The sequence below is a fragment of the Collinsella sp. AM17-1 genome, from assembly GCF_003470665.1.
In the GTDB taxonomy this organism is placed as follows: domain Bacteria; phylum Actinomycetota; class Coriobacteriia; order Coriobacteriales; family Coriobacteriaceae; genus Collinsella.
In genome coordinates, this window is the sequence record NZ_QRJZ01000018.1 from 1 (window position 1) to 15,479 (window position 15,479).

Sequence of the window (15,479 nt, forward strand, 5' to 3'; positions counted from 1 at the left end):
CGCACATGTACGGATGAATGTGGGAGGTGTTCGGATAAAGTTGATAATCAAGGAGCCTAATTAGCTACTTGCTTGGGGTTGTAACAGGGTGCTATAGTATTAGAGTTTTGTCTATCTTAGGGGTATTATCCCCTTTTTGAATTGCACCCTCTGGAGGCCCTGTTCATGGAAGAGATGGAAGTCAATTACGTCGACGACATCCACGAGAAGCTGACCGATATGGTGGGCGATCGCGTCAAGGTGAAGGCCAACATGGGCCGTACCCGCGTTGTCGAGCGCATGGGTACCATCAAGAGCGTCCACCCGGCTGTCTTTATCGTCGAGGTTGACGAGCGCCGCGGCCGCAAGTCGCGTCAGTCCTACCAGTACATCGATGTCCTCACCGGTCAGGTCGAGCTGTTCGACCCCGAGAGCGGCGAGCATATCTTTACCCCGCTCGGCAATCAGCTCGAGGAGCACTAGCGGTGACCGATCGGTCCCTGACTCTTTCCGCGCCGGCAAAGATTAACCTCTACTTGGGGGTTCATACCGAGCGCGATGACCGCGGCTACCACAGGGTCGATTCCCTGATGGCAGCTGTCGGTCTTTCCGATACCGTGACGGTTACGCCGGCGCAGGCGTTGACCGTCCAGACGGTTCCGTCATCAGATTTTCCCATGCAAAAGAATACGGCGTATCGGGCTGCGGTTGCTATGGCCGAGCATTATGGTCGCGAGGCAAACATCTGCGTGACGATTGAGAAGCGCATTCCATTGTGCGCCGGCTTGGGCGGTCCCTCGACGGATGCGGCCGCGGTCATTGTCGCCTTGGCGGAGCTCTGGGGAATTGATCGCTCCGACCCCGCGCTCGACGACATTGCGCGGGGCATTGGTGCTGACGTCCCGTTCTTTTTGCACGCGAGCCCTGCGTTCTACGTAGGTGGGGGAGACGTGCTGGCAACCGAGTACCCCGCACTTCCCGCGACACCCGTCGTGCTGGTTAAGCCGCGCGAGGCAAGCGTTTCGACAATTGAAGCCTATCGACGTTTTGACGAGGCTCCGGTGCCTGCAGACAAGCCCGGCGCGATAGCTTCTGCCTTGCATGCTGGTGATGCCGAGACGGCATATGCGCTCATCCATAACAACCTAGGTGTCATTTCCGCGCAGATGGAGCCGCAGATTCAAATGGTTCTCGATTGGCTGCGTAAACAGGACGGCACCGTTGCTGTAGATGTGTGCGGATCGGGTGCCTGCTCATTTGCCATTTGCGACACCGTCGCCACGGCTGAAGGGCTTGCCGACGCTGCCCTGCAAAACGGCTGGTGGTCCTGCGCGACGGAGCTCATTCCCAACACGGTTCGCATCGAAGTGCCAAAGAAGTAAAAATTTCTCTAGCACACGACGGAAATCTTTGTTACTATAGTCGAGCTAACGGGTTGTGGCTCAGTTTGGTAGAGCACTGCGTTCGGGACGCAGGGGTCGCTGGTTCAAATCCAGTCAACCCGACCAGAGCATGAGGAGGGACCGCTTCTTGCGGTCCCTTTTTTTAGCTATTGTTGTGATACCGCGATACCCGCGGTATACTCATTCGAGCTTGTCTCGCTGTATTGTGGAGGTCTACATGTTTGGACTGAGGGCTCCTGAGCTCATCATTATTCTCGTCGTTGTCCTGATTATCTTCGGGCCCAAGAACTTGCCGAAGCTCGGCAAGTCCCTCGGCTCTACCGTCAAGAATATCCGCGAGGGTATGGAAGGCGACGATAAGGCCGAGACCAAGCAGGCCGAGGAGGTCGTGGTCGAGCAGTCCGAGGAGGACAAGGAGATCGCTGAGCTCGAGGCCAAGCTCGCTGCTGCCAAGAAGAAGCAGGCAGAGGACAGCGACGCGGACGCAGAGTAGTCCCATCCCTTTGGGGTGAGCACCTGACCGGCTTGCCCGCAGGCTAGCCGGTCTTTTTCGTTTTGTTGACAGTTGATTGTTTGATCAGAGTTGGGGAGATATCCGTATGGACGCAAGCCAGATCGTACTGACCGCTGAGGGCCGCCAGAAGCTCGTCGAGGAGCTCGCTTGGCGTGAGGGCGATTACGCCAAGGAGATCGTCGAGGACATCAAGGAAGCCCGCGCGTTCGGCGACCTTTCGGAGAACTCCGAGTACGATGCCGCTAAGGACAAGCAGGCCCAGAACGCCGCTCGTATTGCCGAGATCCAGGCCATCCTCGCCAACGCTCAGGTTGCTGCCACCACGGGCGATCTGACCGTCTCCATCGGTTCCACCGTTTCTCTGATTGATCCCAACGGTGAGGTCATGGAAGTCACGCTCGTCGGTACCACCGAGACCAACTCGCTCGAGCACAAGATTTCCAACGAGTCTCCGGTCGGCCACGCCATCATCGGTCACGGCGAGGGCGACTCCGTCGAGGTCGTTACGCCTTCCGGCAAGACTCGCGTCTACACCATCGCCAAGATTGCACGCTAGACCACGGTCCCGCGTAAAGGTATGTTTTCGCTCCCTGGGACCGAATCCTGGGGAGCGTTTTAGTTTGAGGAGCTAACTTATGGCAGAGAACCAGAACGCCGCAGATCAGGCATCGACGCTCAACGACGAGCGCGCCACCCGCCTGGCCAAGCGCGCCGCCCTGTTCGAGGCGGGCCAGAACCCCTATCCCGAGCACTCTGAGCTTGAGGACTACGTTGCCGATATCGAGGCTAAGTATGCCGAGCTTGCCGATGGCGAGGACACCGAGGACGTCGTGAAGATCGCCGGCCGTGTGGTCGCCAAGCGCGGTCAGGGCAAGATCATGTTCATCGTCGTACGCGATGCGACTGCCGAGATTCAGCTGTTCTGCCGCATCAACGACATGGACGAGGCTGCCTGGAATACGCTCAAGGCTCTCGACCTGGGCGACATCCTGGGCGTGACCGGCGTGGTTGTGCGCACCCAGCGCGGCCAGCTTTCCGTTGCCCCTAAGAGCGCGACCCTGCTTTCCAAGGCCGTTCGTCCGCTGCCCGAGAAGTTCCACGGTCTTTCCGACAAGGAGACCCGCTATCGCCAGCGCTATGTCGACCTGATCGCCAACGACGACGTTCGCGAGACCTTCCGTAAGCGTTCGCAGATTCTCTCCACCTTCCGTCGCTTTATGGAGTCCGACGGCTACATGGAGGTCGAGACCCCCATCCTGCAGACCATCCAGGGCGGCGCTACTGCCAAGCCGTTCATCACGCACTTCAACGCGCTCGATCAGGAGTGCTACCTGCGCATTGCTACCGAGCTGCACCTCAAGCGCTGCATCGTCGGCGGTTTTGAGCGCGTGTTCGAGATCGGCCGTATCTTCCGTAACGAGGGCATGGACCTTACCCACAACCCCGAGTTCACCACGATGGAGGCCTACCGTGCCTTCTCCGACCTCGAGGGCATGAAGGCGCTCGCCCAGGGCGTTATCAAGGCTGCGAACAAGGCCATCGGCAACCCCGAGGTCATCGAGTACCAGGGCCAGACCATCGACCTTTCTGGTGAGTGGGTCAGCCGTCCCATGACCGACATCGTCTCCGACGTGCTCGGCAAGCAGGTCACCATCGACACGCCGGTCGAGGAGCTTGCTGCCGCCGCGCGCGAGAAGGGCCTGGAGATTAAGCCCGAGTGGACCGCCGGCAAGATTATCGCCGAGATTTACGATGAGCTGGGCGAGGACACCATCGTCAACCCGACCTTCGTGTGCGATTACCCCATCGAGGTCAGCCCGCTCGCCAAGCGTTTTGAGGACGACCCGCGCCTGACGCACCGCTTTGAGCTGGTTATCGCCGGCCACGAGTACGCCAACGCGTTCTCCGAGCTCAACGACCCGGTCGACCAGGCCGAGCGCTTTGCCGCTCAGATGGCCGAGAAGGCTGGCGGCGACGACGAGGCCATGGAGTACGACGAGGATTACGTGCGCGCCCTCGAGTACGGTATGCCTCCCGCGGGCGGCATCGGCATCGGTATCGACCGCGTGGTCATGCTGCTCACCAACCAGGCTTCCATCCGCGACGTGCTACTGTTCCCGCACATGAAGCCCGAGAAGGGTTTCCAGTCCGGTGCCGCTGCTGCCAAGGCTGCCGAGGCCGGCAACGCCGCGAGCCCCTTCGTCAAGCCGCTCAAGCCCACGGTCGATTATTCCAAGATTGCCGTCGAGCCGCTGTTTGAGGAGTTCGTCGACTTTGATACCTTCTCCAAGAGCGATTTCCGCGCCGTGAAGGTCAAGGCATGCGAGGCCGTCAAGAAGTCCAAGAAGCTGCTGAACTTTACGCTCGACGACGGCACCGGCACCGATCGTACCATCCTCTCCGGCATCCATGCCTACTATGAGCCCGAGGACCTGGTCGGCAAGACCCTGCTCGCCATCACCAATCTGCCTCCGCGTAAGATGATGGGCATCCCCAGCTGTGGCATGCTCATCAGTGCCATCCACGAGGAGGAGGGCGAGGAGCGCCTCAACCTGATTCAGCTCGACTCCTCCATCCCCGCCGGCGCAAAGATGTACTAACTAGTTACGCGGTTCTACGAACCGCGTAACGGCTCGACGCTGCGCGGGCCGCATTTGGACAATCTGACGTTCAACTTCAAGGGCGCGACCAGAAGGTCAGCGCCCTTTCGTTTCACGTCACCTTGTCTCAAATGCGACCCGCTCGCTGACGTTGCCAATACATCGGCGTTGCCTTGGCCGTCAATAGTCATTGGGGACGTTCTTAAACGACTACCCAACGGCTATTGAGCACATGGCTCGCATGGCAGCCGTCTCTTTTATGTTTCCTTTAGCCGTCGCTGCCTAGGATGGGGGTTAGTCGGTAGGAAGGGAGCGTCTATATGGACGACGCGAGCGAGCGTGCAATCGAAGAGGACATGCTCGATCAGTTCAATTACTTTGACGATGAGGATGAGGAGCTAATCGATCGTCGCGAGCCGGCATCGCTTGACTCATTTGATCTGGTCGATGAAGAGACTGATGAGGTTGAGGATGAATCAACGGAGCCCCCACAGTCTTCGCGCCTTGACTCGCTGCTTTCGAGAGCCCCCATGCACCACGGTGTTCGTGCCGGCGCACTCCATATGAAAACAGACTGGCACCAGATCGTGACGGCAGGCGATGAGCTTGCCGTCGATGCGCCGCTCACCGATAAGTCATCCATCATCTGCCGCACCGGTATGCTTATGCTCGCGAGCGGAACGGGTGCCTGGCGTGTACGCGATACCATGAATCGCGTTGCCGCCGTACTCGGTGTCACCGTCCACGTTGACTTAAGTCTTCTGTCGTTTGAGTGCAGCTGCATCGAAGATGGCCACTGCTTTAACGAGGTTGTCAGCCTGCCCACAACGGGAGTCAATACTCATCGCATTTGGATGATGGAGAGCTTCCTAAAGGAAATCGAGACGTATGGGCGCCGGTTTACCGTGCACGAATACCACGAGATGCTCAAGACCGTTGAGAGTTCAAAACCCGATTACTCTCCCTGGCAACAGGGCCTTGCGGCAGCTTGTGCTTGCGGCGCCTTCGTCTTTTTGCTCGGCGGCGGCCCTATCGAGATGGCCTGCGCATTCGTAGGCGCTGGTGTTGGCAACTTTGCTCGCTCTCATATTCTCAAGCAGGGTCTTGGCCAGTTTAGCGCGCTGACGATTGGCGTTGCGCTCGCTTGCGTTTCGTATCTGCTGGCATTGCTCGGCCTTGGCCAGGTCGTACCGGGGGCAATGTCGCACCAAGAAGGCTATATCGGCGCCATGCTCTTTGTGATTCCCGGCTTTCCCCTCATTACGGCAGGCCTCGACATCGCTAAGCTCGATATGCGAAGCGGCATTGAGCGTCTTTCGTATGCCGTGTCGATTATTGTGATGGCGACCCTTGTGGGCTGGATGGTTGCCGAGTGTGTGGGGCTGGCACCGGATGATTTTGCCCCGCTCGGCCTTTCGCCGCTTGCCCTTACGCTCCTGCGCGTGGTGATGAGCTTTGTTGGCGTATTCGGCTTCTCGGTGATGTTCAACAGCCCGGTAAAGATGGCCGCGGCAGCTGGGCTGATCGGCGCCGTGTCCAATACCTTGCGCCTTACGCTCGTCGATGCGCCGATGCTGTTTCCCTTTCTGGGCCTGAGCGTAGGTATGCCTCCCGAGGCGGCAGCGTTTATCGGCGCGCTGGTATCGGGGCTGCTCGCGAGCTTAGCCGAAATCAAGCTCACCTACCCACGTATCGCCCTCACGGTGCCATCGATTGTCATTATGGTGCCGGGCTTGTATCTGTATCGCTCGATGTATTACATGTGCACCTTCGACACGGTCAATATGCTCGGCTGGTTTGTGCGTGCAGTGCTCATTGTGGCGTTTCTGCCCGTTGGCCTGGGCGTGGCGAGAACCCTCACCGACTCTCGCTGGCGCCACACCAGCTAATTGGTGCAAGGGGGGACAGGTTACTTTGCACCAAATGAGTTGCGGTGAAATAGGGACTGAATTGCTGCTTAAAGGGTCAAAACAGTCCGTATTCCACCGCAACTTATGGGGTCGGGGGATTATTGGTGCCCTGCATCTCCATAAACTCAACGCTTACGAAGCGCGGGGTTTTCGTGCTAGGCTGGTTCCACCACATAAGTAGTCGCAGACGCACGTATCACGGGCGGGCGAGATGAAGTCCCAACAGCTCCATCTTGCCCGCCCGTTTTTGTTGCGTGGCGTAGCGGCGTAACACAGAAAGGACCATGCCCTTTATGCCTATCAACAAACGAGAGAGCCTGCTGTTCACCTTTATCATGTGCTTTTGCATGGTGCTCTGGATGAGCATCTACAACGTTGCCCTGCAGCATGGGGCCATCAACGGCGAGGTTGTTGCCGCCGCGTGGCTCGGCTTCCCCGTTGCCTACGTTTTTGCCATGTGCTGCGACTGGTTTGTCGCCAGCCCGCTCGCCAAGGGTTTCGCCTTTAAATTCCTGGTCACGCCGGGCAAGAGCTCGCCGATTGCCATGACGCTCGCCGTCAGCTCCTGCATGGTCGTTCCTATGGTCATCATCATGTCGCTCTACGGTGCGTGCGAGGGCCTGTTCCACATGCCCGGCGGCCCGCTCGCCAACCTGCAGCTGCTGCCGATGATGTGGCTCGTTAACATTCCGCGCAACTTTATCATGGCCCTGCCCTGGAACCTGCTGGTGGCCGGTCCGGTTGCTCGCTTTGTCTTCCGCCGCGCCTTCCCCATGGGCACGGTCTTTGCCGAGCCGCACATGGAGCTCGTGCGCATGCCGGGCGCTCCCGTTGCCGATGCCGTCAATGACGTTGCCGAGAGCATGGACGCCGAGCCCGCCTGCTAGACAGCAGCTCAAAACCAAACCGCCAAACGGACCCGAGCAATTCCTTTTTTGTAGACGTTGTCGCGCGGCTACGGGCAGGAAAGGTCCCAACGGTTAACATATACTCCATATGGGTAAAGAGACCAAAGCGCTGCCGCGGGCGGCGCTTTGCGTTTGAAAAAACTAGCTCGTCTAAGAGGAACTAGCATGTTAGACCGTTTTACCGATCGCGCGCGCAAGGTCATGTCCATGGCCAAGCAAGAAGCGCTCGATCTTCACTCAAATAAGGTGGGTACCGAGCACCTGCTGCTCGCACTCGCCAAGGAGGACGAGGGCATTGCCGCCGAGGCACTGCGTTCGCTCGATATCTCCTACGACGACATCATGGATACTCTTAAAGAGGTCCAGACCACGGTTCCCGAGCCCAGTGAGGAGACCGAGGCGGCCAAGCTCGCCTTTACGCCGCTCGTCATTAGCGTGATGGAGCGTTCATTCCGCGTGGCGCGTGAAAACAACCAGACCTACGTGTCGACCGAGCACTTGCTGATCGGCATCGTCGAAGAGGGCAACGGCATGGCCATGGACATCCTCATGCGCCTGGGTGTGTCGTCCGCCTCCATCAAAAAGGCTATCGAGAAACTCACCGCCAAGGACCAGGATAAGAAGCGCCCGCTCGCTGGCGCCGGTGCTGGTCGTCCCGGTACGGGCCTGCCGTTCTTTAGCGGCTCGGATGCCTCCCAGCAAAAGGGGAGCGGCACCGATACACTTAAGCAGTTCGCGACCAACCTTACGCAGAAGGCGCGCGACGGCGAACTCGATCCGGTGATCGGCCGCGAAAAGGAAGTCCAGCGTATGATGGAGATCCTTTCGCGCCGCACCAAGAACAATCCTCTTATCCTGGGCGATCCCGGCGTGGGCAAAACGGCCATCGTCGAGGGACTGGCGCAACAGATTGCTGCCGGCAACGTGCCCGAGAACCTCATGAACCAGAATATCTGGACGCTCGACCTGCCGGGTCTCGTTGCGGGCGCCAAGTATCGCGGTGAGTTCGAGGAGCGCCTCAAGAACGTGATCCAGGAGGCAACCGAGGCCGACGACGTCATCTTGTTTATCGATGAGATGCACACCATCATCGGTGCCGGTTCTGCCGAGGGCTCCATCGACGCGAGCTCCATGCTCAAGCCCGTGCTCGCGCGCGGTGCCTTCCAGATTATCGGCGCCACCACGGCCGAGGAATTCCGCAAGTATCTCACCAAGGACCCGGCCTTCGAGCGTCGCTTCCAGACCATCGATGTCGAGGAGCCGAGCGTCGAGGACACGGTCAAGATCCTGACCGCGCTCAAGCCGCGCTACGAGGAGCACCACCATGTGCGCTATACGCAGGGTGCTATCGAGGCCGCCGCGAACCTTTCCAACCGCTACATCCAGGATCGCTTCCTGCCCGATAAGGCCATCGACCTCATTGACGAGGCCGGTGCCCGCGCCCGCATCGCCGCTAACCGCGCGCCCGAGCCGGTGCGCGAGGCCGAGCATCGCATAGAGGAGCTCAAGGCCGCCGCGCAGGAGGCCACCGAGAGCGATGACATGAACAAGGCCGCCGAGATCACCGAGCAGCAGAAGGCCGCCGAGATTGAACTCGCCGAAGCCAAGGCCGCCTGGACCGCCGAGCTCGACGCCAGCCCGCTCACCATCGACGTGAGTCAGATCGCCGACATCGTGTCCGTGACCTCTGGCGTGCCGGTTTCCTCGCTCACCGAGAGCGAGAGCCGGCGCCTGCTGCAGACCGAAAGCGTGCTCAAGACGCGCATCATCGGTCAGGATGAGGCAGTCGAGGCCGTCGCCAAGGCCGTGCGCCGCAGCCGTTCGCCGCTCAAGGACCCGCGTCGCCCCGGCGGCAGCTTTATCTTCCTGGGTCCCACCGGCACAGGCAAGACCGAGCTCGCCAAGACGCTCGCCGAGTACCTCTTTGGCAGCAAGGACGCGCTCATCAGCTTCGACATGTCGGAGTTCGGCAGCGAGTTCGAGGTCTCCAAGCTCATCGGTAGCCCTCCGGGTTACGTGGGTCACGACGAGGGCGGTCAGCTTACCAAGGCCGTTCGTCGTCACCCGTATTCGGTCGTGCTGTTCGACGAGATCGAGAAGGCGCACCCCGACATCTTCAACATCCTGCTGCAGGTGCTGGAGGAGGGCCGCCTGACTGATAGCCAGGGCAAGACGGTCGACTTCCGCAACACCGTGATCATCATGACGTCCAACGTGGGCGCCCGCGAGATCGCACAGGATGCGAGCGTTGGCTTTGGCACCACCGGCGAGCAGGGTCTCACGTCGAGTGAAATCAAGGGCCGCGCGATGGGCGAGCTCAAGCGCCTGTTCCGCCCCGAGCTGCTCAACCGTATCGACGACATTGTGGTGTTCCAGAAGCTCACGGGCGAGAATCTCACCAAGATCGCGCACCTGCTGGTGGACGATCTGCGCCAGCGCCTGATCGCAAACGGCATGAACATCAAGCTCACCGATGCGGCCTACGACAAGATTGTGGCCGAGGGTACCGATCTTACCAATGGCGCACGTCCGCTGCGTCGTGCTATTCAAAAGCTCATCGAGGACCCGCTGTCCGAGGAGCTTCTGGCCGGCGAGTGGGGCGAGGGCGATACCGTCCTGTGCGACGTGGCCGATGGCAAGTTTGTCTTTAGCCACGGCACGGGCGAGATCCCGGCACCGCGTCCGGCGGGCACGCTCGGTGGCGATACCGCTCCGGCGGCGCCGCACACCGGAAACGCCGCGCCTGTGAGCAGTGGCGTGAGCTCGGGCCCCGGTGGCATGATGCAAGCCGGCTCTGGTGCGCTGTAGGGATTGAACATACCTTGTATAACGGGGGCGTTTCCGATAAGGAAGCGCCCTCATTTCTATTGAAATGCGCTTCAATCTGCCGTGCTATACTAAAATCGAGATATAGTATAGCAAAGGAGCTGATATGCCTACGTCAATACTCGACACGCGGCCAGTTCAGATGAACGTGCGTATAGATCGCCAGCTCAAAGAGGCGGGAGACGCCGTCCTGACTCATATTGGCATGACGCCGTCACAAGCCGTTCGGACACTTTGGGAGTATCTGGTCGTTAACGGACGCATGCCCTCGAAGGGAGACGCGGCGGCTCCGGTTTCTGACGGAGTGGAGCCCCGGCGCATGGAGTCAAGGGCCGCGCAAGGCAGCCATATCGTTCGCGATTCGTGCCTCAAATACGGCATCCCCATCCCTGAGTTCTCGGGAGACTATGACGACCTCTATGAGGAGGCCATGGCGGAGCGCTATCCCGAGTGGGTGGAACTATGAGCACAGAAGGCGTCCTCAAGCTGTTAATCGATACCAACGTATGGATGGATTATTTTTCTGGCAGGTCCGACCGTACGGCAAATGTCGTCCATCTGATCGAGATTGCCGACGCCTCGGAGCGGATTGCCCTGTTTGCCTCGTCGCTTTCGGTCAAAGACGTTTCATATCTTGTCTCGGCGGCAATCAAGCAGGAGTGCCGAAGAAAGACTGGCTCACTGAGCGATAACGCCATTGCGGCGGCAGACGAAACGGCCTGGGCATGCGTTCGACAGATGCGCGAGCTAGCCCTCATCGCCCCGGTCGGTGCAGACGAGGTCTTCGACTCCTTTGTGTTCAAGTACCACCACAATGACTTTGAGGACGACCTGATGCTGGGCGTCGCCAATCGCATTGATGCCGATTACGTCGTGACGGAGGACAAGAATCTTATTAAACATACCAATGGTGTATGCATTAATGTTCAACAGGCGTTGAGGTTGGTTGGGGGGTCCAACGTTCCCTCTGCACGGCCCGTCTAGCTTGCTTTACCTTGATAAAGTGGCGTTTCCTCACCGTTAGCCGATGATGCAAGGGCGCTCGGCGTTTTCGACTGGTTTATGCACGCAAAGTCTGGGAATATACAAGTCGCATATCTTACTGTCTAACCAGTTGCGCCAAGGAGGCACCATGGACTACAAGATTACCGGCTACGAGCCCGCTCAGCTGTTCCATTTCTTTGAGGAGGTCAGCGCGATCCCCCGTGGGTCTGGCAACGAGAAGGGCATCAGCGATTTCCTGGTTGCGTTTGCCAAGGAGCGCGGCCTCGACGTGTATCAGGACGAGGTCTACAACGTCATCATTCGCAAGCCCGCATCTGCCGGTGCCGAGAATGCCCCGACCGTGATGCTACAGGGCCACATCGATATGGTGTGCGACAAGTTGGGCTCCGTTGAGCACGACTTTACGACCGACGGTATCGACCTGGTCGTCAAGGACGGCGTCCTCACCGCTAACGGCACCACCCTGGGCGCCGACAACGGTATCGCCGTCGCGCTTATGCTTACCGTGCTCAACGATGATTCGATTGTCCATCCGGCCCTCGAGTGCGTATTCACCACCGACGAGGAGACTGGCCTGGTCGGCGCCGAGACACTCGACAAGTCCCAGATTAGCGCCCGCACCATGATTAACCTTGACTCCGAGGAAGAGGGCGTTGCCACCGTCAGCTGCGCCGGCGGCGTCGTCGTTACCTACACCTGCCCGATCGCGCGCGAGCACAAGACCGGTAGCGCCCTCACGCTCGACATCTCCGGCCTGCTGGGCGGTCACTCCGGCAGCGATATCAACCTGGAGCGCGGCAACGGCAACCTTATCATGGCCCGCATCATCGACCGCCTGATGGTTGCCGGTGAGCCCGCCATCGTCAGCTTCAACGGCGGCACCAAGGACAACGCCATCAATCGTGAGTGCAAGGCTGTTCTGGTCTACGCCGACCACGCTGCCGCCGAGGCCGCGGCCGAGATCGCCCGTGGCATCATCGCCGACGTTACCGCCGAGCTCGAGGTCTTCGACCCCGGCTTTACCTGCACTGTCGAGATCGCCGACAACGCCGAGGTCGAGGCCATGGACGAGAAGTCCGCGCTTGCCCTCATCCGCGCTCTGCGTCTTGCCCCCAATGGTGTGATTCGCCGCAACGTCGCCACCGACGGCTCAGTCGAGGTTTCCTCCAACATCGGCGTGGTCGCCACTTCCGATGATCAGGTCAAGATTATGCTGTCCCCGCGCTCCTCGATCACCTCGCTGCAGAACGAGTTCAAGGACCGCCTGCAGACGCTTGCCGATGTCCTGGGCTTCGACGCCAAGTTTGAGTTCGAGTATCCCGGCTGGAGCTATGCCGAGCATTCGCCGGTCCGCGACGTCTTTGTCGAGAGCTATCGCGAGCTATTTGGCTCCGAGCTGCGCATCGAGTCCATTCACGCCGGCCTTGAGTGCGGCCTGTTTGCCGAGGCCCTGCACGGCCTGGACGCCATCGCCGTGGGCCCGACGCTCTCCGATGTCCACACCCCGGACGAGAGCATGGAGCTCGCTTCTGCCGAGCGCTTCTACGAGCTGCTCATCGACGTCCTCAAGCGCCTCGCTGCGTAAAGGTTGCGCTAGCGGCAGTCCGAGCCACGTGCTGGCGGATTGCAAATGACATTACGAGAGGGGGCATCCGAACTTTTGCGACGGGTGCCCCCTCTCTTCTTTTAAAAAATGGGAAATTGATTGGCGTCTAGCCCATATCCGCCCTGATGAGGTCGAGGGTTCGCTGGCAGTTTTCGCGGACGGGGCCGAGCATATGCTCGCGCAGGTCCGCCATGCCGGGCAGGTCGGCGTATTCGTCCATGACCTCTTCCATGCAAATGGGTACCTCGTAGGCGAGGTCCATCATGGTCGCAAAGCAAAACTTCTCGGATAGCCCGGCATCGGTGAGCGCCGTCTCCAGCGCGGGGTCGCCCATACCGTGGTATCGGCGGATAGCACCTGGACCGATGCGCCCCACACGATTTTCGCCGCCAACGCTCATAGCAAGGCGTGCCCGACGTCGCATGCGCTCATACGCCAAGCCCGATGCGACATCGTACATGGGTGCGAGTGCCGCGTTTGTGCCTTTGCCTAGGATGAGCGAGTAGTTTTTAGCGTGTGCGTCAGGCGCTCCGATAATGGCGTTATAGAACAACATATAGGTAAAAAGCACAAGATTCATGTGGTGGGGGACTGTGTTAATCAGTCGTTCTTGGATGTCTCGTGTAGTCGGTCCTCCGTCGGCGGTGTATTTCTGGCCTGGCAATACACCGAGCGCCTGGCAAAAGTCCTCCTGATGCAGCCTTTCGATACTTCCGCTGCTAGTGACCATTCTGTCGTACCGTTCAACGACGAGCGCGGCTTCATCTTCAAATGTGCAATAGGAGACGTTGGCAGTTGGAACGCCAACACGCCGAGCCGTTTTCATGCAGACGAATTCGTTTAAGGCCTGATGTTTGAACCCAACGACACCATTTTTGAAGATATGGGTAGTGGGGGATGACCCTAGACATTCGTACCATTGGCCATCATGCCAAGCTAGTGCAAATTTGCCTTGGTTGCCGCCCAGGGACCAGCTTTCGTTGGAGCCCATCCATGTCTCTCTTTCGTCATCGCGAATTGCTTTAAGCTTGTGAGCGATTTGAGAATTGGTAAGCGGGCGGTATGCGGAGACCCTGCCACGGACGGCGTCTAATTGATCGGCTCGACAAAACTGAACGGCCCCCGCGCAGTCAAGACCGATATGGCACAAGAGGGCGACGGGGTTGTTGGATGCAACGTCATGCTCGGCGGCAATAGCGCGACGCTGCTCTTGGCTGTCGGGCAAAAGGCCAAATAGGAACGGGCGGACGATGTTATGGCCATACGTGCGATTGGAAAGCGGCATTGTAAGCGATAGTGGTGCTCCGCGATAGGTTGGGGCGTATACAAAGCTGCAGAGTCCATGCTCGTCTTGCCGGAGAGTGCCTGCGATTTCGCCACAAATGAGGGTCGCAAGCTCCATCTCTGCCATTTATTTCACAACCTTACAGCCAAAGGAGAGGTCTGAAGTGTCGGAAAGGCCTTGCTCGGCTGCGATTTGGGCCAGCAGGGCACCATAGGAAGATGGCGTTCCTTGTCGGGCGGGTCGTCTGCCTACGCTTGGCTTTGGCAGGGCATTCGAGTTCGCGATAGGGAGGTCCGCTATCGTCGTCGGATGTTCGGAGGGCGATGCGATGGAGTCGTTATCGCTTTGCGCAAAGAGACCTATGTCGAGTGCGTTAAAGACGGTCAGTAACTTGTCGAGCCGAATACCCGTGGCGTCTCCTAGCTCGAGCGATGCGAGCAGGCGCTCCGAAACGCCGGCTTTTTTAGCGAGGGCCGCACGGGTGATTTCCTGCGACTCGCGTGCCTGACGCACATAGATGCCAGCTTGGCGTGGTGTGGTGATGGGAAGGGTATCCATGGCGATCTCCAACATGCAGACTTTTGCATATCAGTATGACATGCAAAAGTCTGCACGAAAAGGCCTCATGCAAAACTTTGCATGAGGCCTTGTACTGGCGTTGAGTTTTGAGCGATTGCGTTTGGCGTTACAGCGCCAAAATCCCCAGATGCTCAAGCAAGATCTTAAGTCCGATGAGGATGAGCACGATGCCGCCCACGATGGTGGCGGGTTTTTCGTAGCGTGCGCCAAAGGTGTGGCCAATCGCCACGCCGGCGACAGAGAAGATAAACGTTGTGACGCCGATAAGCGATACGGCGGGAACGATGTCGACCGAGAGTGCCGCAAACGAGATGCCTACGGCTAGGGCATCAATCGAGGTGGCGATGGCAAGGATTAGGTACTCGCCCAGGTCAATCCTCTCGGCATTCTTGTTGTCGCCTTCGTCCTCGTCCTCGGTAAAGGCCTCCCACAGCATTTTGCCGCCGATGAAGGCGAGCAGAATAAGGGCGATCCAGTGGTCGATGGGTCCGATGATGCCCATGAATTGACTGCCAAGCGCCCATCCGATTACGGGCATGCCGGCCTGAAAGCCGCCAAAGAACAGGCCGAGCACCGCGGCGACTTTAAGGTTGATCTTCTTCATGCCAAGGCCCTTGCAGATGGATATGGCAAAGGCGTCCATCGAAAGGCCAACGGCGAGCAGCACGAGCTCTGCGAGTCCCATAGTCTGGCTCTCTCTCTGCGGGCGGGCCCGCGTGTACCTCTTGGGGGAGTAACAAAAAAGACCCGTGGCGTACGCGTTGCGCGCACAGCCACGAGTCTCGTTCATTAAGGCAAGCCAGACCGTTTCGGCCAGTATGTTGACTTGCCGCGCCACCGGAGGCGAACCCGGTCACGCGACTA

The 15,479-nt window shown here is 59.1% G+C and carries 14 protein-coding genes and 1 tRNA gene; 12 read left to right on the forward strand and 3 right to left on the reverse strand.

Annotated features, from left to right (window positions below):
- Positions 1–165 precede the first annotated feature (165 nt).
- From DW195_RS08010 to DW195_RS08065, 12 genes are all read left to right on the forward strand, one after another.
- Entirely contained in the window at positions 166–462 is a 297-nt protein-coding gene (locus tag DW195_RS08010; RefSeq protein ID WP_118206416.1) for a Veg family protein, read from the forward strand.
- Between the two features lie 2 nt (positions 463–464).
- Positions 465–1,361 (forward strand): 4-(cytidine 5'-diphospho)-2-C-methyl-D-erythritol kinase, encoded by an 897-nt coding sequence (ispE, locus tag DW195_RS08015; protein ID WP_233540847.1) that lies wholly within the window; start codon positions 465–467, stop codon positions 1,359–1,361.
- 49 nt (positions 1,362–1,410) lie between these two features.
- Positions 1,411–1,487 (forward strand) — tRNA-Pro (locus DW195_RS08020).
- A 112-nt stretch (positions 1,488–1,599) separates the two neighbouring features.
- Positions 1,600–1,875, forward strand: a complete 276-nt coding sequence (gene tatA / locus DW195_RS08025) for a twin-arginine translocase TatA/TatE family subunit (RefSeq protein WP_022094895.1) — start codon at positions 1,600–1,602, stop codon at positions 1,873–1,875.
- Between the two features lie 106 nt (positions 1,876–1,981).
- Positions 1,982–2,452 carry a transcription elongation factor GreA gene (gene greA, locus DW195_RS08030; RefSeq protein WP_006234960.1) on the forward strand — a complete coding sequence of 157 codons (471 nt, stop codon included), beginning with the start codon at positions 1,982–1,984 and terminating at the stop codon, positions 2,450–2,452.
- A 79-nt stretch (positions 2,453–2,531) separates the two neighbouring features.
- Entirely contained in the window at positions 2,532–4,496 is a 1,965-nt protein-coding gene (gene lysS / locus DW195_RS08035; RefSeq protein ID WP_118206417.1) for a lysine--tRNA ligase, read from the forward strand.
- 320 nt (positions 4,497–4,816) lie between these two features.
- Positions 4,817–6,385 carry a threonine/serine exporter ThrE family protein gene (locus DW195_RS08040; protein ID WP_199576345.1) on the forward strand — a complete coding sequence of 523 codons (1,569 nt, stop codon included), beginning with the start codon at positions 4,817–4,819 and terminating at the stop codon, positions 6,383–6,385.
- A gap of 314 nt (positions 6,386–6,699) precedes the next feature.
- Complete coding sequence (locus tag DW195_RS08045; protein WP_117639661.1) at positions 6,700–7,293, forward strand: DUF2798 domain-containing protein; 594 nt, start codon at positions 6,700–6,702, stop codon at positions 7,291–7,293.
- A 186-nt stretch (positions 7,294–7,479) separates the two neighbouring features.
- Positions 7,480–10,122 carry an ATP-dependent Clp protease ATP-binding subunit gene (locus tag DW195_RS08050; RefSeq protein WP_118206418.1) on the forward strand — a complete coding sequence of 881 codons (2,643 nt, stop codon included), beginning with the start codon at positions 7,480–7,482 and terminating at the stop codon, positions 10,120–10,122.
- A 124-nt stretch (positions 10,123–10,246) separates the two neighbouring features.
- Entirely contained in the window at positions 10,247–10,606 is a 360-nt protein-coding gene (locus DW195_RS08055; protein ID WP_099432102.1) for a type II toxin-antitoxin system RelB/DinJ family antitoxin, read from the forward strand.
- Positions 10,603–11,124: a PIN domain-containing protein gene (locus DW195_RS08060; protein ID WP_117635965.1), complete on the forward strand. Its 522-nt coding sequence runs from the start codon at positions 10,603–10,605 to the stop codon at positions 11,122–11,124. The genes DW195_RS08055 and DW195_RS08060 overlap by 4 nt, the downstream gene beginning before the upstream one ends.
- A 148-nt stretch (positions 11,125–11,272) precedes the next feature.
- The gene (locus DW195_RS08065; protein ID WP_117799679.1) at positions 11,273–12,730 is read left to right on the forward strand and encodes an aminoacyl-histidine dipeptidase; all 1,458 of its coding nucleotides are present in this window, start codon (positions 11,273–11,275) and stop codon (positions 12,728–12,730) included.
- 127 nt (positions 12,731–12,857) lie between these two features.
- On the opposite strand, the gene DW195_RS08070 is transcribed toward DW195_RS08065, so the two are convergent.
- The 3 genes from DW195_RS08070 to DW195_RS08080 all read right to left on the reverse strand — a co-directional run bounded on the left by DW195_RS08070 (position 12,858) and on the right by DW195_RS08080 (position 15,300).
- A complete protein-coding gene (locus DW195_RS08070; RefSeq protein ID WP_118206419.1) occupies positions 12,858–14,162 on the reverse strand; it encodes a type II toxin-antitoxin system HipA family toxin in 1,305 nt (434 codons plus the stop codon).
- Positions 14,163–14,594: a helix-turn-helix domain-containing protein gene (locus DW195_RS08075; protein ID WP_158567925.1), complete on the reverse strand. Its 432-nt coding sequence runs from the start codon at positions 14,592–14,594 to the stop codon at positions 14,163–14,165.
- A gap of 127 nt (positions 14,595–14,721) precedes the next feature.
- Entirely contained in the window at positions 14,722–15,300 is a 579-nt protein-coding gene (locus tag DW195_RS08080) for a manganese efflux pump MntP family protein (protein ID WP_117806097.1), read from the reverse strand.
- Positions 15,301–15,479: the final 179 nt, after the last annotated feature.